Source organism: Cellvibrio zantedeschiae, assembly GCF_014652535.1.
GTDB classification, from domain to species: Bacteria; Pseudomonadota; Gammaproteobacteria; order Pseudomonadales; family Cellvibrionaceae; genus Cellvibrio; species Cellvibrio zantedeschiae.
Genome location: NZ_BMYZ01000001.1, coordinates 843716 through 863655, shown reverse-complemented (window position 1 = coordinate 863655; position 19940 = coordinate 843716). Strand labels below are relative to the sequence as shown.

Here is a 19940-nt window from a genome sequence, read left to right as displayed (position 1 = left end):
GGATTTTCCATCGTTCGTTAAGTTCTAACATGCTCTGCATCAGTCAACGTTTGAAACGATTGCGGATGTCGCAAATTAAATTCTTTTGCATGTTGCTTATTGGCCGGGTTAAAACCGGTCTGGCGCAACTCCGCAATAAATTCACGGAACTCGCGGCTATCTTTCACCGTTGTTGCAAGTGGTTGTCTTTGCAACAAATGATCAGCTACGATTTTTGCTCCGCGCCTCACACCATCCTCATGACCGCGATCATCAGAATAATATTGCGAGACCATTAGCAAACGTGTACCTATGTAGCAAGCCTCTTCCAAATCATGGGTAACAAAAAAGATTGTTAGCGCCAATTCTTCATGCAACTCCATTAAATACAATTGCATTTGCTCACGCGTATCAGGGTCGAGCGCTCCAAAAGGTTCATCCATCAATAATATCGGTGGACGTTTTACCAAAGCTTGCGCAATGGCGACACGTTGCTGCATACCACCCGATAATTCGTGGGGATATTTATGGCGAGCATCAGTTAGGCGAAGCTTTTCCAACATATGCATCGCAAAATCTTTATCTTCTGTTTTATCCCGCCACGGCAACCACCATGGTGAAGCCCCAAGACGCAAACCAAGCATTACATTGTCAAACACACTTAGATGAGGAAATAGCGAATATTTCTGATAAACAATTCCGCGTACCGGATCGGGGTGCGAAACGGGTTTACCATCAATTAAAATTTTTCCTGCATCTGCAATTTCTTGCCCAAGCAGCAAGCGCAACAGCGTTGTTTTACCACAACCACTTGGCCCTACTACGGTACATAAATCTCCAGCACTAACCTTAAGATCTATATTGTCGAGCACCACTTTTTCGCCATAGGATTTATAGACATCTTCCAGATGTAACTTCAGAGGAGAATTCATTTTCCACCTCCGTGATACCAGGGAAATATTTTTCGGCTAAATACGCGCAGAAGATAATCCAACGTGAAGCCTAACAAGGTGATCCATGCCACGTAAGGAATAATGACATCCATCGCCAGATAACGGCGCACAAGAAAAATTCGATAACCCAAACCGTTTGTTGACGCTATAGCCTCTGCTGCAATTAAAAATAACCAGGCTGCGCCCAAATTCAAACGCAATGTATCAATAGAGCGCGGCAACAATTGTGGCAATACGACTCGATAAACGTAGGCCGAATCGGTTCCACCCAAGGTTAGCGTTTTGACCAATTGTTCACGCGGCAGAGCTTTGGTCGACAAATAAATATCGCGCAACATAACGGGTGCGGCACCAATAAAAATCAATGCAACTTTCGCGAGTTCATCAACACCCAACGTAATAAATAAAATGGGTAATAAGGCTAAAGGCGGCACCATGGCAATAAAGGTACTAAAAGGCCCGCCCATGGATTCCATGCCGCTGAAGACACCCATATTCATGCCAATCCACAGGGCTACAAGATAGGCAAGACCAACTCCCACCGCGAGACGCTTCAAACTCGCGAGACTATCATCCCAAAATACATAGGTACCACTGCGGCGATTTTCTTCAAACATTAAGGGCGACATGGCTTCTACCATTTGACTGATACCCGGCAACAATTTGTCGTCCGGGTTTTCTGTGTGGCGCACATCCGCAGCCCAGAGATAAGCAATCAGCAAGAGCACAAATGGCAAGGTACCTAAAATTATTTTCAGCCATTTGGGTTGCTGTGCATGCACACCCCAGAATAATTTTCGATCAGAGTTTGCCATCGCGTGCCTGCTCAGTTATGGACAAGTCAAAACGCAATTTAATATTTTTTGGATCGCCCAATATTTTTGCGTTAGGGAATTCAATTCCAATCGCATCTACATTTTTTGCATTGGTACCGAATAAACCTTTTGCAAAACTGAATTTTCGCACTGTATCCATGGTTTTTACCAGCTGTGGATCAAGCGCAATTTTCGCTGCATCTGCCGGTACGTAAAACATATTGGTCGTTGTCAGCTGGGCATTAAATTCTGCTTCAGTACCACCCGCACTTTTTGCCATAGCGGCTATTGCGTTACGCTGGGTCTGGCCACCGCCAGACATGGCTTTCATAGTTTCATACCAGGCGCCAACCAGGGCTTTCTTCAAGCGAGGATCTGCATTGGTTTTGACAACCATTAAATCCAAAATCTCACCGGGAATTTTTGACGAATCAAACACTAGGGTTGCACCTTTTTGCTGGCGAACCTGTTGCAAAGGTGGATTCCATGTCACTACCGCAGCTTTTGTCTGCACAGCAAATGCAGCGGCAATATCTGCATCTGAGGTGTTAATGACTTTTACATCGCGTTCACTTAATCCATTTAAACTCAGCGCCCGCGCCAACATATAATGTGATACCGAAAGTTCAACCATTAATATATCGCGACCTTTCAAATCAGCAACAGTTTTACCACCACGCACGACTATGCCGTCATTACCATTGGAATAATCACCAATAATTAATGCCGTAGAATCGACACCACCCGCCGCAGGAATAGTTAGCGCATCCATATTGGTCATGGTGCATGCATCAAACTGACCAGTTGTATAGAGGTTTACTGATTCGATGTAATCATTAACCAAGGTTAAATCAATTTTAATGCCGTTTTTATCGGCCCATTTTTTAAGGATGCCGCTGTCTTGCGCATACTGCCATGGCTCCCAGCCCGTGTAGTGTGACCAACATACTTTAAATGCATTTGCTGCGAGCGCGCTGGAAGACAGCATAAATGCAGCAACAGCCAACAATAATTTGCGTGATATTTTCATGATTTATTCCTTTTAAATTATTTAATTTATTCCGCTTTTGGCTTATCGATAAATTCAAAAATATCTTCATCTGTCGCAACGCCCATTTTGGTTTGCGATTCGCGACCACGGATCAAAGTTTCAATGCGCTCTGCGTTTTCGATATTAGCGGTATCCATTTCCTGAATTGTCTGCTGCATGGCTGGCAAGGCATCGCTGCGGAAGCGCTCTATATCATCCAGTGCAGCTGCAATATCCTGGAATGCTTTTTTAAGCACTTCCATATCCAACATGGTTGATGCTGCTTGCTTGTGGATTTCAACTCCCTGAGTGCGCAACTTAGCCGCTGTACCTGCAATTAAATCGTTAGTCACTTGATTGACTTGCTTAACTTTCTCCAATGTGATGCGTTGATTTTCCAACGCAAGTGCAAGCGTAACTGCCGTACTCAGTGCATTAACCGTAACATTCAGAGCGCGTTGTACACCGCGAATTAATTCTTTGTTGTTGCGAATAATAACTTCTACCGTCAACACAGATTGCTGGGCAACCGCTTGTTGTTGTTGCAAATCCATAATGCGTTGGCGCAGCGGGAATAATAATTCCTGCTCAATAAATGAATAGAGCGGATCTTCCTTTAAAACTTCATTAAGCTTTTCTACCAGCTTGGCGTCAATCAATTGGCCAAAAGCAACCGCTTGCGCAAGCTTGACCGCTAACTCACGAAAATGTTTTTGGTCATCTGCCAAGGTAATATTGTCACGCTTTAATTGCTCACCACCTTTTTCCAACGCAGCAACAATATTGTCGATAACTGCTTCCGAAGACTGGAATTTCGAAAAGTAGCGGCGAATGGGTGAACCTATACCCGGGATGCTGCCCAATAAACGGCGAATACCAGACGCAGAAAAATCGTATTTGTTGGGATCCAAATCCTCCACTTGATCGCGCAAATCCAGTAAAGATTTTGCCACCGGGCCACCATCTTCAGAATTGCGCGCCAGCACCGCTATAGGTTGCTTGAGCATTTGTGAGCGACGCGATGCCTCTTGCTGCGCACGCAAGCCCATGGTTTCCACTGAGCTAACCGCTGCAGCTTTTGCAGTTTCATTTTGAACATCCACTTTAAACAAATGATCAACTACTTTATTGGCAGCGGCTTCCATTTCGTCGCTGGTACCCGCAGCAGGCACAGCCATTTCTGGTGCAATCATTTCTTTGGTAAGAACCTGTAAATTGGTAACGGGTTTTTCTTGTTCGATAGTAGCAGCCATTAGAGTCTTCCCCTGTTCAACTTTAATTTAAGATTGTGCGTAGCGCGCCAACATCTCGCCCATACGCCCTAATTCTTGCATTGCCGATTCTGTGTCACTATCGGCCATTCCTTTTGAAACCTGCGTACGCGCCAGTTTTTGCGTCACACTATCGAGTACAGTTAAGGCTTTTTCGTTGATGACGATTAAATCTGTAATAGATTTTTTGGTTTCTTCATAACCACGCAGACGCTCACTCAGCGCCGCCCGCTCAATATCATCGTTACTAGATGAACCCAATTTTTCCAAACGGCTTTGCAAGACACCGACATCTGTCGTTTGAATCGCTTTGCTGGAAATAACCGCATTGCGCAAATTATCCAACCCCGATAAATACACTTGTTCAGCAACACTCATGTAGCGAATAAACGTAAGCTCGCCGGGGTTAAAACGGTCATCCAATACATCCACAAAAGTTTCAAACTTGCGTTTAAAATCGTCCAGCTGACTACGTGCACTTGGCAAACTGGTATCGTCAATTTCATTATTCAACACAGCAATAATTTGTGCGCGCTCAAATTCCATTTTACGGGTTGCGGCAAGAATAATTGCTTTGACATTAGTATCGCGGCGAAAGCCAAACTCTGTTAAGAACCCACCCGCCGCTATAGCCAAACCACCTATTAACAAAGCTCCGGGAATTAAGGTGAAGCCAAAGAGTGCACCAGCAACAGCACCTATACCTGCAGTTGCAGTGGGATACAAAACAAAAGGACTGCCAATTGAACGCTGCAACAATAAGCCAGGCATTTTTTCTGGTGTTACGGGTTGATTATTTGATGGCTCACTCATAACTTTTTACTCACAACTCTGCCCCCAACAACACCAGCTCAACGCGAGGCAAACGATAATTGTAGGCGCGCTCGGACTCGTCAGACTGACGCACAAGCGGTTTACTGCCACCAAAACCAACGGGATGCATACGTGCTGTAGGAATGTTGTGCGTCAACTCCAAATAACGCGCAACAGATTCAGCACGGGATTGCGACAAAAGTTTATTTTCCTCTGCATCACCGCGCACGCCGGAATGACCGCGAATTTCTACACGAAAGCTGGGGTAATGCGATAAATTTTCTGTGATTTGATCTAACTGCTCTTTATCTTCAATGGTCAAAATATCACTGCCCGATGCAAAACTGATGGGACGCATTTTCAGCGTACCCACTTCACGCAACGCAGCCCATTGTGCATCGCTAAGTTCGGCATATTCATTAGCATTTTGATTGGCCTGAGCCGCACCCTTGAATATTCCCGTTTCACTTTCCTGATAAAGGCCGTGCACAAATGCGCTGTTCACCAATCTATAAGCATCGCCATCCGGTAAAGGATTCGCATCCAGATCACCATATTCTTTAAGCACCGCTACCACAGATTCAATAGAGCTGATTAACGCTTCTTGCGACGGAACCTCGGCGGTGTGCGCCATCCACAACTCTACGTTTTCAGCAAGCGACGCCCACTTCACTCCTTTAACCATGACGGCAACTTCAGCAGGTTTAAGCTTGGTAAAATCAGCCAACTCCTGCTCAAATAAATTTGAGTCATCGCGATATTGTTTCAACATGCGAAAATACTGTTGTAAGAATACTTTCACTTTTTCCGGCTGATCATGACTGCGCTCACGCTGTGCGAGCAAAACATCCACAATTAAACGTTGGGTTTTTTCTGTACCAATTATGCGGTGATAATTTTCATTGGCCAGCGCGCGGCTTACATCCGGTTCCCACAACACAGCAGCATCCACTTTGCCTGAACGCAAACTTTTTAAGGCTTCGCCTGAACCTGCAACTTCTGCACGCCAGGGTTTACCACGTGCAAGGGTTGGAATTCCAAAATGCACCGAAAGCGATTTAGCTAGATAATCGCTGGGAGAGTTGGGAGTCAATGCAATGTGTGGGCTGCCTTTTTTCAAATCGTCAATCGACGCAAGCTTATCTTTGCGCGCAACCAGGGCATCTCCACCTTTTGATTCGTCGATCACCGCAACCACTACTCCGGGGTAGCGCGCTGCGACACCCGCATGCACATAACTATCTACTGTGGCTACCGCGAAATCATATTCACCACGCGCCAACGCATTAATACGCTCTGGATAATTTGCACCGTCATCCACACATTCCAGCGAGTAACCTACTTCGCGCAAACGACGCTTTAGCCCAACAGAACATAAAGGGTAATAACCCACCCATGAATCTACTGCGATTCGAATTTTATCTTTAGCGCCAGCGGCATCCGATGTTTGGTAAAAAGCATTTTCAACTTTTCTTTCATTCCAAAACCAATAACCAAACAACGCCAGTGCACCCGCCACAAATAAACCCATTGCAACCTTGACGTGACCACTCATGGTTTTACTCCGCCAGAGTCAAATTTATCAGCGGGATATTCTGCAGATTCAGCCAACACACTTTGCAAACCGGCAAGTAATTCATCAGGGTTATTCGCCGCGCGATAGTCAGTAAGCCCCGGTACATTTAAACTGTGCCCGTTGCCAATACAAAAGCCGATGGTGTGCAAGGTAATTGGGCTTGCACGCAAAATAGTATCAACAATTCTGCCCGGATCTTGCCCAGTATTAGCTTCACCATCAGTCACCACTACCATATGGTATTCGCCGTAACCTAATTGCTGCTGCCCTTGCGCAGTGATTGCGCTGTAGGCGCGCGACATTGCTTCAAGCAAAGGTGTACCGCCATTGGCGGAAATATTTTGCACTTCCTGTTTAACACTGTCGTGATCCACGCTAAGCGCAACACGTTCACCTATTCCCTTATCGTCAAACACGAGCAAACCGACATTGGCATCTTTGGGAATGCTGTCAATAAATTGATTTACCGCTTCTTTTGCAACGTCGATTTTTTTGCGATTACCTGAGCAACCTACCTCATCCATGGAGCCTGAGCCATCAATAACCAAGTAATAATTTTGCGCGAGCAAAGATGCGGAAATTTGTATTGCACCTGCTTGTTCAATAACAGGCCAGGTATATTCCGTTGGCTTCCCCGCATATAGGTGTCCCAGATTTTGTGGACCCTGGATATTTTCTATTGCCTGCTTGCTATCAGGCTGTTGATCGCAAGCCACGAGCAGCAATAGCGCCGGCGCACTTACTAATAATTTTTTCATGGTCGCGTCCTTACAAAGGTTTAAAGACTTCTGCTTCCGCTTCAACTTGAACAATACGGAAAACTACCCGCATGTTGGTACGCCATTCTGCTTCAGTTTTAGGTGCACAGGGTTCATCGCCGCAAATGCCCGTTTTGGGCATGGCAATTCCGTGGCCAACGGTGACAAACTGGCTTGCATCCAACACAATATTTTTAGATTTCCCGTATTGCAAAATTGCATCACGCACCGCTTGCGAACGGCTCAAACTCAAATTGCGCGCTGCTTGTTTGATTTGCCCAAGCACCAATGCAGATTCATTCGCTTTACGCTTGCGTAAATACTCCATGGGGTCACTGTGGCCTTCTACTGTAATCAGTGCACCGCCATAAGTTCCCGCCAACTCAATAACGCGATCAAAAGCATCTTTATACATTTCTGCCGTAAATGCGTTTTGGTTAGGTGCAAAAAATACTTCAAATGAATAAAGCTCATTGGATTGCAACGCGCCCTGTTGTTGCATGCGGTTTACTGTTGCTGTCGCCGCTTTTTGATCGAAGCGGCTCGCTTGCTTTTCTTTTACAGCGCCCACTTGTGCTTGCAAGCGACCGTAATCCCACATTTGCGCACGCAATAATTCGCGCCCGCTCGCCAAACCAAATTGTTTAATACCTGCAAGTGATTCTTTTGCAATCACCTCAAAACTGCGCTGTTCGCCCGCACCAGCAAAGAATGCTTTGTTGCCGTTAAATAACGCGAGTGCAGCATCGGCATACATACCTTCGGCATCTGCAACTGCTTGTTCAGAATCCAGTAATAATTTAGCGGAAGATTTCATCAGCTTTTGATATTCCGCTTTTTGCGAACCGCTGTTGGTTACCAATACCGCAACTTGCTCTTGCGCTTTCAACAATACCGACACAAAAGCTTCAACTTTTGCACGATTTTGCTCGAGATAATCCGCGCGCACTGCGTACACATCTACAATAACTTTATTGGCAGTTTTGGTGGAAACTAATACGCGTGCACCACGTACAGATTCTTCAGCACCTGTACCTACGGTACCGTTTGATGTGAGCGCGAGCGCGTCGGGAGTAATCACAAAAGCGGCATCTACATCTTTTTGGCGCAGGGCTTCTGCAGGCGAATTTGCACTTGCGGTTAAATCGCGCACCCATTTCACTTTGATATCGGCGAGCGTTAAATTTGCATCGTTAAGCAAACGATTTAAATAATCCAGGTGCGGGCCGTAAGCTTGCAGCGCAACAGTTTTACCGCGCAGATCTGCAACTGTGCGAATACCTTCTTTTACGACCAATACATCACCACCTGCGGAATCAGAGAGCTTGGCAATAACAACAGGTTTGGTGCGTGGATCACCTGCGAGCAAATCGCTGGCCATATTGATCATGCCCATGGTGCCGCGCAAATAAGGTGTGGTACCAGACATGTATTTTTCGAGTTGACGAGCAAACACATCTTCACGCACGAGTTTGAAATCCAGCCCGGCTTGCCCGAACAAAGAATCTGGTGCAGTGCTAATACCATTACCATTTGCGTGAATAGTTGCTATATCCGCTCCCCAGGAAATAATGGGCAGCTCAAGAGTACCGTTTTTGACTGTGCCCACAGAACCCTTGAGCGTTTCTGCCAGGGGTTTCGGCGTAATGTATTCAATACTCCACGCGCTCATAGCGGTGAGACATAACAACAAGCCTGCCAGCATCCTGGAATAATCAGTTTTCACGCAAGTTCTCCTTTTTCGATAATAGTAATGAGCTGTTTGTTTTTTCCTGAGGCGCCATGTGTACCAATAGCAACATTTGCCGTCAATAAAAACAGGGGGAATTTGATAAGCGTCCGACACTCATGAGAAGCAACTACTCAAGCACCAGAAAAGATTGCACCAAAAACTGGCATTTCTTAGATGACAGTCAATATTATTTTTCCAATATGCTTACCAGATTCCATACGCTCATGAGCTTGTGCCACATGATGCAATGGAAACACGGAATCAATCATCGGTAAATTTGTTTGCTTATTTAACAGCGGCCAAACCTGTTGTTTTAATTCTTGTGCGATTTGCGCCTTCACTTGTGCAGATTGTGCTCGCAGTGTTGAACCTGTGAGCGTTAGACGTTTTAACATGAGTGGCATTAAATCCAGTTCGGTTTTGCTGCCATTTAAAAAAGCGATATTGACGATTCGACCATCCTTAGCCGCAGCAGAAAAGTTGCGCTGGATATAATCACCGCCAACCATATCTAATATGACGTTAGCGCCCTGCCCTTGGGTTTTGGATTTTATTTCTGCAACAAAATCTTGCTCGCGATAATTAATCGCTACAGCACCGAGCTTTTCAATCGCTTGGCATTTTTCAACTGAACCTGCCGTTGCAAATACTTTTACACCAAAGGCAATCGTCACTTGAATTGCAGTTGTGCCTATGCCGCTGGTACCGCCGTGGATTAACAAGGTTTCGCCGGCTTTTAATTGCGCGCGTTGAAATAAATTATGCCACACGGTAAAAAAAGTTTCTGGTAATGCAGCGGCTTGTACGAATGTAAAATTATCGGGAATGGGTAAACATTGTGCAGCAGGTGCGGCAGCATATTCGGCGTAACCACCGCCGTTTACTAAAGCGCAAACTTTATCGCCCAGTTTCCATTCTGAAACGTCTTCACCGAGCGCAACGATTTCGCCCGCGACTTCTAAACCTAAAATGGGTGATGCATCTGCCGGTGCAGGATATAAACCTTCACGCTGCAAAACATCTGGACGATTGACTCCTGCGGCGTGAACGCGAATTAAAACTTCATCTGATTTAGGTTGCGGTTTTTCTGCGCTCGCAAGATAGAGCACATCAGACGTACCGGGATTTTTCATACCGATTATTTGCATAACGTCTAAGGCTCCTATTATTTAAGATTTCCTATTACTTAAGATTCGAGCTGCTTAAGGCTCTAACCGCTCGATCGTCCAAGAATTATCCGGCTGCAAATTGTATTCAAAGCGATCATGCAAGCGCGCCTCACCGCCCTGCCAAAATTCTATTTGATGCGGTTTGACACGAAACCCGCCCCAAAAATCGGGCACAGGAATTTCGCCCTTGGCAAATTTATTTTTCATAGATTCGAATTGTTGCATTAACAAAGCGCGCGATGAAATCGGGCGACTCTGTTGCGATGCCCAGGCACCGAGTTGGCTATCGCGTGGGCGCGTTACGAAATATTTTAAAACTTCTGCGGTGGAAAGTTGTTCAGCTACGCCACACACTTTTACTTGGCGTTCTAAAAAATACCAAGGGAAATGCAAACTGATTTTTGGGTTCTGTTTTAGATCCTGCGCCTTGCGGCTGCCTAAGTTGGTGTAAAACACAAAGCCTTTATCGTCGAGACTTTTTAGCAGCACTATGCGTTGCGACGGCTGACCAGACGCATCAACCGTGGCAATGGTCATCGCATTTGGATCAGGAATACCAGACTTGATGGTCTGTTCCATCCAACGATTAAACTGCTCAAAAGGGTTAGCAGCCAAATCCTCCAGTTCCAATCCACCTTGAGTGTACTCGCGGCGAAAGTTTTCTAAATGTAAATCCATACTCACCCCAAAGAACAAACTACGAAAGACTTCCAATAGTTTTAGAGAAAGGTCATTCTGTTAAGAAGTGTCATGCTAACACGACTTTTGTAGGGCAAATAAACCGATTTACTTACGCAGCTGACACAGCTGATTGCCCGCTAATTTACACGCTCAACACCTTATGTAATTATCGACCATAAGAGAGCCGTTTTGTAGCAAAGCTCAATTATCAGTTACACCAAACAATAAAACATCACCAATATAGGCCACCTCCCATGAACAGAAGAGAAGTTCTCAGGTACACCGCCTGGATTACCGGCAGCGCTGTATCCGCATCATTAACGAGTGCAATTTTGTCGGGGTGTTCAGAGCAAACATCTGAACAAAATAAAACAACAGGCACGCCCACCAACCCTAACTCCAGTCATTTGCACTTTTTTACACCCGAGCAATTTGCATTGGTTGGCTTGCTGGCGGACACCATTTTGCCCCGCACCGACAGCCCATCTGCAACCGATGTAAAAGTTCACATCACACTCGATTCAATGTTGGGCCAAGTGTTTGATGTAACCTATCAAACCACACACAAAACCCATTGGTTAGCATTAGAAAAATATCTAGGCCAACAACAATTTTTACAGCTATCACCAACGGCTCAAGTAGAAGCATTAAAAGCACTTGAACTGAACAAGAGCGATGACACAACAAGCGCAAAAAAAGCCTTGATAGAGTTCAAACAACAAGTCATCGCGTATTACTTAACGACGGAAGAAATTGGCGAGAAGTTTTTAAATTATCTGCCTATTCCCGGATCTTATAAACCCTGTATTTCAGTCGCTGAAGTTAACAATAAAGCGTGGGCACTCTAAAAATGATCAAAACAACAACAACCGATTACGATGCAATTGTCATTGGCTCTGGTATTAGCGGCGGCTTCGCGGCTATGGAGCTTTGCACTAAAGGCTATAAAACGCTGGTACTTGAGCGCGGACGCGACGTGACACATGGAGATTATCCTACGGCGATGATGGACCCTTGGGATCTTCCTCATAACGACAAGGTTCCGCAGGCGGAAATTACTACACATTATCCAAAACAGAATCGTTTAGCTTGGTGGGTTACACAAGCAAACAAACAGTGGATTAATAAAGACGACGAATATCCTTACGAGGAAGATGAACGTTTCGATTGGATTCGCGGCCACCACACCGGCGGACGTTCACTTATGTGGGGACGCCAATGCTACAGATGGAGTGATATTGATTTCGAAGCCAACAAAAAAGAGGGCGTCGCGGTCGATTGGCCAATTCGTTACGCTGATATCGAACCTTGGTACACCTACGTTGAAACATTTGTGGGCGTAAGTGGGCAAAAAGAAAATTTGAAGCAAGTTCCTGACGGCGTGTTCTTAAAGCCATTTCCACTCAATTGTGCTGAACAACACTTACGTGAAAATGTTGCAAAGAAATATCCGGGGCGCGTAGTTACGCCAGGGCGTGTTGCCAACCTGAGCGAGTACAAACCGGAAATACATAAAGGTAAGCGTGGGCAGTGTTTATCGCGCAATCGCTGCTGGCGCGGATGTCCATTTGGTGCTTATTTCAGTAGCCAATCAGCTACTTTGCCAGTCGCGCAAGAGACCGGCAATTTAACCCTGCGCCCCAACAGCATAGTGCAAGAAATTATTTATGATGCAACCAGTGGCAAGGCAACGGGTGTGCGCATTAAAGATGCAGAAACGGGCAAGCAATTAAATATTTCAGCACGCATTATTTTTTGTAATGCCAGCACCGTCGGTACCACTGCCATTTTACTGAATAGCCGCTCGGAGAAATTTCCTAATGGCCTGGGTAACAGTAGTGGTGAACTTGGCCATAACCTTATGGATCATCACTATGGAATGGGCGCTTCCGGTATTTTACCGGGGCTTGAAGATACTTATTATTCCGGCCGTAAACCAACGGGTTTTTATATCCCGCGCTTTACTAATATTGATGAAAAAACTAAAAAGGCAGATTACTTGCGCGGCTTTGGTTATCAGGGTGAAGCACAACGCATTACTAATGCGCCGGAAGGCGTTATTGGTACTGCATTGAAAGATGTGATTTTTTCACCGGGTGCTTACAGAGTGAATATGACGTGTTTTGGAGAAATGCTGCCCTATCACGAGAACCGCATGTACCTGGACTTTAGCAAGACCGATAAACATGGAATGCCGCTCATCACCTTTGATGCCAAGCTACGTGACAACGAGCATAAGCTGCGTGAAGACGGCGTCAAGTGTGCGGTAGAAATGTTAGAAGCCGCTGGTTGTAAAAATATCACGTCGTACAACAGCGCTACTGCACCAGGAGCTTGTATCCATGAAATGGGAACGGCGCGTATGGGGCGCGACCCGAAAACCAGTGTGCTCAACAAATGGAACCAAATGCATGATGTACCCAATGTATTTGTCACTGACGGTGCCTGCATGACCAGTTCTGGAACGCAGAACCCCAGTATCACTTACATGGCGTTAACCGCTCGCGCTGTCGATTATGCTCATAAGCAAATGTTGGCGGGAGCACTTTAAGGATAGTCCGAACAAAAACGCCGCTGTGTGTTGATATCACAGCGGCGTTTTTTTATTTATATTTTTTTAATAAAAATTAAACTATTAGTTTTTACGCCCATACAACTCCTCACCTAAAAAAACACTGATTTCACAGTGCTCTTTTTACGACTTATACGCTCATCACAAAACGCTATTGCGATGCCAGTGACGCAAGAAAACATAGGTAACCAGCAAGCAACAGATCATACTAATCGCAGCATGTGCCCAAGCGCTGGAATAAAGCGCATTCCCGATGTTCGCCTGCCCTAAAGCAACACCCACCCCCAGCATCGCAATCAACACGCCTAATTGTTTACGGCGAATTAACATGAGCATGATAATAAAACTAAAGAACATCAAAACCTGATTGGCAATCGCAGGTGCAATTTCATCAGCCGACAAAACTACCCCAACAGTGGTAACCAAAAATAAACTCACGAACACAGCCAACTTCAGGCGACTTTGCAAAAAGCGTGCAGCGCCTATCAGCACAATAATGATTGCGAGTTTTTTGATAAAGGCTTTAAAGCCATTAAAAATAACGGCTACCAGAGGTTGATAGGTTCCCCAATCTGCCGCATAGCTTGGTGGTGTATTTTTAGAAGGAAATGCCAAACTCGCCAATGCATACAAACCCGCAACAACCAAGGCTATGCTCGCACCCAGAATATAATCAGATTTGATGGTTGCATTCGCCAAGGGGCGCTCAGCATAAACAGCCTGGGCCGCAAACAAAATCAATACACCAATAACAGCAACCTGCAGTACGCTGGACAAAATACTCATGGCCAATTGCTGATTCCAACCCGTTGTCGGTTGGAAATTTACAAGATCTCCATCAAGCCATAGCAGTGATACCACCAAGAATGACAAGGTACTAAATAATATCCATGGCAGCGCAAGGCCAACTTTGATTTTGCGCCCCGTGTGCTTACGGAAGAAGGTGCTCAAAGCCAGCGCAATCAGCACCAACCCCGCCAACCCAGTCGCGATATTAAAGGGCATTTTGCGGGACTGCTTTTCAGCTTCGGCACGCGTCCATTTTTCAGGGATATCTATGGTGCGAGCAGTACTCGATACCTCATCGCCATTTAAGGTAATGCGGATAACAGCCTGGCCATCTTTTTGGTTGAACGCCGCTTTATCAATGTATTTGACGGCCCAATCGCTGCGCGCCGGGCGCACAGTTTCCTCTACGGATTTTTCTTCCAGCTGGTTGGTATCGCCCCAACCGTGCTCAACAATCCAGCCTAGCGCTTTAGCCGTTGCTTGCTCACGGGTAAGCTTGGCGCCAGCGGCACCCTCAGGCAGCGTATGAAGTACATCGTGCAAACTGCCATCGGCACGCAGGTAGACTTGCCATTTCTCGGAGCGCCCTTCTACCGGGCCGTCAAACTTGCTCCAGGTGATTTGCCATAAAGGAGTATCCAAATAGCGCCCCACCAGGCCTTTAAAGGTTTCTGGATTAGTCTCCTTCCATACGAAATCCATGGGTTGACGCCAGCCGACATGGGTCAGTACTGCAGAATGCCATTCACCCTCAAGTTTTACGCCGCGCGTTGCCAGCTCTTTTTCTGCCAGAGCTTTGGCTTCTGCACGGGTTATTTGATACTGCAACCAATCGATTTGCGCGGGCTTACGCCACTCCGCAATAAGCACTGCAAAACAGATCAGCGCTACCGGCAACAGGAAGATTGGCTTTAGGTAAATGGGTTTTAAGCCAGACGGCTCAGGCTCCACTGCCGACACAGTTTGCGGCGCCGATACAGGTTCAGGGATATTTGGTACCTCTGCCACACCATTGCGCCACTCCGCCGCCAGTGGAGTAAATGCACCGGCCTTATAGCGTGCCCACAACACCAGCAAGAGCGGCGCAGTACCCACCAATACCACCAACATTTTATCAATCAGAAGGTTCGGATCATTGGACACAAAGATCGGCATGCTCATGAGTATCAAGTCGTAGGTAAAGTGCGTGAGCATCCCCACAACCAACCCGAAGCGCAGATAAACCAAACCGAAAAAGATGGAGGGAATAAATAACTCAATCAAGCGACTGTAGCCGGGCAGCTGCGGATAATTAGCATGGGCGCCACCAAAGATAAGCGCTTGTAGAATGAGGACAAAAATAATGAGCGGCGTACGAATGCCATAGCGACCTCCGATAATCGCGGCAAGCGCCAAAGGTATGGCCCGGAACAAACACTCTTCCCAGGTACCCGCCTGCATCGCCATAAAAATTGGCCCTAATGCCGGGCGCCAGCTGGCGAGGATATTGGGATCTGTTTGCGCATCAGTGGGTGACCACCACCCCATACTGCGGCTTAAGACGATAAAACTCATTGCGTAGAGCAGAAAGAACCCGGCGCTGGCGTAGCCGCCCAATACGCGCCCAAGAGCTTCTGGAGTTGCGGCAACTGGTTTGCGAAAGAAATCAAACAACTTGGGGTGACTGGCAAAAGCCTGACGAGATAAACCTTCGGCCACCGAATAAATCGTTGCAAAAATTAGTGTGCTACCCACCATCAAGGTTCCTGCGGCCACAACTTGCTGCAATAAAAAATTGCTCGCAGAAATCGTTGTGTTGTAGCCCATCCAACTCATAGGAATGCCAGCAAGAACGGTAGCGGCCATACCGCTCCCCACAAACAACGCAGGCAAAAAACCGCGCTTCCATCGCAGTTGATGACGTCTGTGCAGCCAAATACCACCGCCAATCAATCCACCAAGACCCCACAATCCCATCATGAGGAAGTTTGCTATACGCGAAATTTGGTCGTTTACCGAACGCATCTCTCCATAACGCTGATTGAAGGCTTCAGGGATATGGCTAATTGTATCTATGCCGACCAACTTCTCGCCCGCAACACGTATGGCTATACGAAATTTAGCCTCGGCTAATTTCAGCGATTCATGCTCGTAGGTAAAACTATAATCGGCACGCCCGGAGGTTTGCTTGCGCACAACCGTTTCAAAAGATTTATAAGCGTTGAAGCGCTCGCCTAAAAATTCACGTGCGCCGCGCTCGGCAATCTCACGTGCGGCGGCCTCTTCCAATGCAGCGCCAGGCTCCTCATCGGGCACAGTAAGCCAGAAGGATAAAGGCACTCCTTTGGGACTAAAGCTGGTGGTTAACTCTTTTTGCTGGCTCTCGGAAAATTTGCGCACTTTCCAGTAGTGAGTCATAGCATCAACATTGTTGATGATGCTGTTATAGGCAGTAACACCTCCCGCCTCCAACTCAACATAATTTTGCAAGCCACGATTGCTCACAAACACAGCAGCGCTGCGGTCAGTTTTGAGTTCAGGAAATTGCTTTTGCGAGAAGCTTTCGGCCGCAGCAACCGCCTCAGCTCGCGAAAATTCTATATCAACGTTGAGCACCGGCAGGCTCTTGAACATTATGTGAAGCCCGGCCAAGAGTGCGATGAGAGCCGCCGCCAAAAACACCACCCAAAAACGGCGCGACTGCAATGAAAATAACCCCATAATCCTTTTTCCTACTGAAGTGAATTAACCCGAATCTCGGGTAATCAGGTTGTTGTAATTATTGTTAATGATGCACGACAAGGAACTAGCGAGGCCCTGTGATGGGGGATGCTATAGATTTTGGACGGGAAGATAAAGACGCTAGATGCGCTCAGCAGAATTTACATCAATAAAAAAACCCGCTCATACAATCATGAGCGGGAAAACATCGGAGTTAAATCATCCAAAAATATTACAAAAGCGCTTTGATTCGAGCAGCGTAATCGGGATCAGCTTTAGCGAATTGCACGAGCATGCGTTCCTGAATCGAAGTATTCGCTTGCTTTAAACCACCCGCAATATTGCGAGTAAGCTGATTTTTTTGATCATCCGTCATCAAGCGGAATAAATCGCCCGCCTGCGAATAATAATCTTCACTCAATTGATCATATCGATCCGCAACTGCATGACTCAAACGCAAGGGCGGCTCTTTAAAAGCGGGATTAGGTGCGGGATAACCTTGGGCTGCGCGATCATTCGGATAATAATTCGTCCCGCTGGTTTGCACCTGATTTCCCTGACCATTATTACCGTGACCAAACGGGCAACCTGCCGCCGCTCCATCGCGCTGATAATGATTCACCGGGCAACGCGGTGCATTCACCGGCAACTGATTGTGATTCACGCCTACGCGGTAGCGATGTGCATCCTGATAAGCCAGCAAACGCGCTTGCAACATTTTGTCGGGCGATGCACCTGTACCCGGAACCAAATTACTTGGCGCAAACGCGGACTGCTCGGTTTCTGCAAAATAATTTTGCACATTGCGATTCAATTCGAGCTGGCCGATTTCAATTAACGGGAAATCTTTGTGCGGCCAAACTTTTGTTAAATCAAACGGATTGAGGTGATAAGTCTCCGCTTGTGCTTCCGTCATAATTTGGATTTTTACCGTCCAGCTAGGGAAGTCACCGCGATTGATAGCATCCACCAAATCTTGCTGCGCACCGAATGCTGGTTTGGTCGCAGCCTCCTCCGCCGTCAAAGTTTTAATACCTTGATTGGTTTTGAAATGCCACTTCACGTAGTAACGCTCGCCTTTCTCATTCCACAAACTCAAGGTGTGCGAACCAAAGCCGTGAATATGACGATAAGACAAAGGAATACCGCGATCGGACATGAGGATCGTCATTTGGTGCAGGGATTGCGGGTGATTCGCCCAAAACTCAAAGGCCGCTGCCGGGTCTGGTAAATTGGTTTGCGGGTTCTTCTTTTGCGAGTGAATGAAATCCGGGAATTTAATTGGGTCATTCAAAAAGAACACCGGCGTGTTATTACCCACCACATCGTAATTGCCCTGGCGAGTGTAAAACTTCACGGCAAAGCCACGCGGGTCACGAGCATAATCACTGGAGTCCTGACCGCCACCTACAGTCGAAAAGCGCAAAAACACCTCAGTCTTCTCACCTTCGCGTTGTAAGAAATCCGCGATGGTATATTGGCTCAAACTCTTGCTCAAAGTGAAATGGCCGTACGCACCCGTGCCACGCGCATGAACTACGCGCTCTGGAATACGCTCGCGGTTAAAGTGCGCAAGCTTCTCAAATAAATAGTGGTTATCGAAGGTCAGTGGACCGCGAGGCCCCACGCTGATGCTGTTGTTATCATCACCAACAGGAGCGCCAGCTGAAGTTGTTAAATTAGTATTGCTCATAGTATTACCCTTCCAATTATGGGTTGCTGTGGACTACGAAGAAATACTAAAAGACGACAACATTAATATAAAATCAATTAATGTTATTGGTTTGATAGCTTTTGCGATAAACTTTAATAGCAAAACAAAAGTAAAATCCGCAACTAACAGCTAAACTATTTACATGAAAAATGTAAATTTATACGCCAAGTCAACTCTGGTTCATCTTTGTTGTCTATAAAGGCGTATAACTGGCAGAGGCAAACGCCTCAGCTCACTATTGGGTACCCTGAATCGCTTATGAAAGCATCCGAATCTGTAGTCGGTATTATCCTTGCTGGCGGCCTTGCGCGTCGTATGGGTGGGGGCGATAAGTGCCTTCTACCACTTGCTGGTAAAACCCTGTTGCAGCGCACTATTGACCGCGCCCAACCGCAGGTCACACAGCTGCTGCTCAACGCCAATGGCAATAGCCTACGTTTTGCCCGCACTCGCCTACCTGTAGTTGCAGATGTTTTCCCGAATAACCTGGGCCCTCTCGCTGGAATTCATGCCGGTTTTACCTGGATGCAGACTAAAGCCCCGGCTGCAGAATGGCTCGTCAGCTTCGCGTCCGACACACCTTTCTTTCCCGCCAATCTGGTAGAAGAATTGGTAAAAGCAGCCAAATCTTCACCCTCAAGGTTAGTAGTAGCAACTTCAAAGCTGAATACACATCCGGTATTTGCGCTATGGCATAGATCATTAAAAGAAGAGATTGAAACGCAACTCAACTCAGGGGAAGCACCACGTTTACAAGAGTGGATGAGAAACTATAATCCTGCTCAGGTTGATTTCGAAGCTGAACAATATGATCCCTTTTTTAATATCAACACACCGCAAGATCTTTACGCCGCAGAACCCCTAGCGGCTCTCGTAAAATAGCCGCACAAGCGAAATAATTTTATTTTCCTCACGCAACACACTGAACAGCAAATATCTTAATGCTATGCTGCGCTCAATTATTAAGTTAATGGTGTATGTATGTTGATTTGGCGCGCGCTTTGTTTACTGCAGTTTTTTGTTGTCCTTCTTGTATTCAGCTACTTAGGCTTAACGCCTAGCCCAGAAAATACCGTGCCTATGTTTAACGATAAGTTAATGCATTGCACTGGTTATTTTGTGGCAGGGTTTTCAATCAGTTTTGCATTTCCCCGCTGGAGTTTTTTACAGCGCGCCGCATTTTTAATTATCTATTCCATCGCAATTGAAATTGGCCAGCACTTTATGCCACCACGCACCTTTGATATTTTCGATATTTGTGCAAACTCTACCGGAGTAATTCTGGGGCTTTTACTCATAAACTTTCTAGCGAAGAAATTGAAATGGTTTAAAGCATTATTGTATTGGCAAACCGCTCAACCAACAGTAGATAAGAATGTGAAATAACA

16 protein-coding genes are annotated in these 19940 nt (G+C 46.3%); 4 read left to right on the top strand and 12 right to left on the bottom strand.

Going from position 1 to position 19940, the window contains the following annotated elements; translation table 11 throughout:
* Nucleotides 1–17: 17 nt before the first annotated feature.
* The 10 genes from IE104_RS03865 to pdxH all read right to left on the bottom strand — a co-directional run bounded on the left by IE104_RS03865 (nucleotide 18) and on the right by pdxH (nucleotide 10774).
* On the bottom strand, nucleotides 18–911 hold the full coding sequence (locus IE104_RS03865) for an ABC transporter ATP-binding protein (RefSeq protein ID WP_189416170.1): 894 nt from the start codon (nucleotides 909–911) through the stop codon (nucleotides 18–20).
* A complete protein-coding gene (locus tag IE104_RS03860; protein ID WP_189416168.1) occupies nucleotides 908–1747 on the bottom strand; it encodes an ABC transporter permease in 840 nt (279 codons plus the stop codon). The genes IE104_RS03865 and IE104_RS03860 overlap by 4 nt, the downstream gene beginning before the upstream one ends.
* Nucleotides 1734–2777 (bottom strand): putative urea ABC transporter substrate-binding protein, encoded by a 1044-nt coding sequence (locus tag IE104_RS03855; protein ID WP_189416167.1) that lies wholly within the window; start codon nucleotides 2775–2777, stop codon nucleotides 1734–1736. The genes IE104_RS03860 and IE104_RS03855 overlap by 14 nt, the downstream gene beginning before the upstream one ends.
* A 26-nt stretch (nucleotides 2778–2803) precedes the next feature.
* Nucleotides 2804–4030 (bottom strand): toxic anion resistance protein, encoded by a 1227-nt coding sequence (locus IE104_RS03850; protein WP_189416165.1) that lies wholly within the window; start codon nucleotides 4028–4030, stop codon nucleotides 2804–2806.
* Between the two features lie 27 nt (nucleotides 4031–4057).
* Complete coding sequence (locus IE104_RS03845) at nucleotides 4058–4861, bottom strand: hypothetical protein (protein ID WP_189416163.1); 804 nt, start codon at nucleotides 4859–4861, stop codon at nucleotides 4058–4060.
* Between the two features lie 10 nt (nucleotides 4862–4871).
* A complete protein-coding gene (locus IE104_RS03840; protein WP_189416162.1) occupies nucleotides 4872–6416 on the bottom strand; it encodes a phosphate ABC transporter substrate-binding/OmpA family protein in 1545 nt (514 codons plus the stop codon).
* On the bottom strand, nucleotides 6413–7195 hold the full coding sequence (locus IE104_RS03835; RefSeq protein WP_189416160.1) for a vWA domain-containing protein: 783 nt from the start codon (nucleotides 7193–7195) through the stop codon (nucleotides 6413–6415). The genes IE104_RS03840 and IE104_RS03835 overlap by 4 nt, the downstream gene beginning before the upstream one ends.
* Nucleotides 7196–7205: 10 nt before the next feature.
* A complete protein-coding gene (locus IE104_RS03830; protein ID WP_189416159.1) occupies nucleotides 7206–8921 on the bottom strand; it encodes an ABC transporter substrate-binding protein in 1716 nt (571 codons plus the stop codon).
* A 176-nt stretch (nucleotides 8922–9097) separates the two neighbouring features.
* Nucleotides 9098–10075 (bottom strand): NAD(P)H-quinone oxidoreductase, encoded by a 978-nt coding sequence (locus tag IE104_RS03825; protein ID WP_189416157.1) that lies wholly within the window; start codon nucleotides 10073–10075, stop codon nucleotides 9098–9100.
* A gap of 54 nt (nucleotides 10076–10129) precedes the next feature.
* On the bottom strand, nucleotides 10130–10774 hold the full coding sequence (gene pdxH / locus IE104_RS03820) for a pyridoxamine 5'-phosphate oxidase (RefSeq protein WP_189416156.1): 645 nt from the start codon (nucleotides 10772–10774) through the stop codon (nucleotides 10130–10132).
* A gap of 257 nt (nucleotides 10775–11031) precedes the next feature.
* Between pdxH and IE104_RS03815 the strand changes: the two genes are divergently transcribed.
* Together IE104_RS03815 and IE104_RS03810 are read left to right on the top strand one after the other, a co-directional pair.
* Nucleotides 11032–11625: a gluconate 2-dehydrogenase subunit 3 family protein gene (locus IE104_RS03815; RefSeq protein ID WP_189416154.1), complete on the top strand. Its 594-nt coding sequence runs from the start codon at nucleotides 11032–11034 to the stop codon at nucleotides 11623–11625.
* Between the two features lie 2 nt (nucleotides 11626–11627).
* The gene (locus IE104_RS03810; RefSeq protein ID WP_189416153.1) at nucleotides 11628–13328 is read left to right on the top strand and encodes a GMC oxidoreductase; all 1701 of its coding nucleotides are present in this window, start codon (nucleotides 11628–11630) and stop codon (nucleotides 13326–13328) included.
* A 162-nt stretch (nucleotides 13329–13490) separates the two neighbouring features.
* Here IE104_RS03810 and IE104_RS03805 read toward each other — a convergent pair whose 3' ends face one another.
* The gene (locus IE104_RS03805; RefSeq protein WP_189416151.1) at nucleotides 13491–16838 is read right to left on the bottom strand and encodes a CPBP family intramembrane glutamic endopeptidase; all 3348 of its coding nucleotides are present in this window, start codon (nucleotides 16836–16838) and stop codon (nucleotides 13491–13493) included.
* A 232-nt stretch (nucleotides 16839–17070) separates the two neighbouring features.
* A complete protein-coding gene (locus IE104_RS03800) occupies nucleotides 17071–18531 on the bottom strand; it encodes a catalase (RefSeq protein WP_189416149.1) in 1461 nt (486 codons plus the stop codon).
* A 279-nt stretch (nucleotides 18532–18810) separates the two neighbouring features.
* Here IE104_RS03800 and mobA point away from each other — a divergent pair, with 279 nt between their 5' ends.
* Together mobA and IE104_RS03790 are read left to right on the top strand one after the other, a co-directional pair.
* Nucleotides 18811–19434 (top strand): molybdenum cofactor guanylyltransferase MobA, encoded by a 624-nt coding sequence (gene mobA, locus IE104_RS03795; protein WP_189416148.1) that lies wholly within the window; start codon nucleotides 18811–18813, stop codon nucleotides 19432–19434.
* Nucleotides 19435–19533: 99 nt separating this feature from the next.
* Nucleotides 19534–19938: a VanZ family protein gene (locus tag IE104_RS03790; RefSeq protein ID WP_229837603.1), complete on the top strand. Its 405-nt coding sequence runs from the start codon at nucleotides 19534–19536 to the stop codon at nucleotides 19936–19938.
* The last annotated feature ends 2 nt before the right edge of the window (nucleotides 19939–19940 follow it).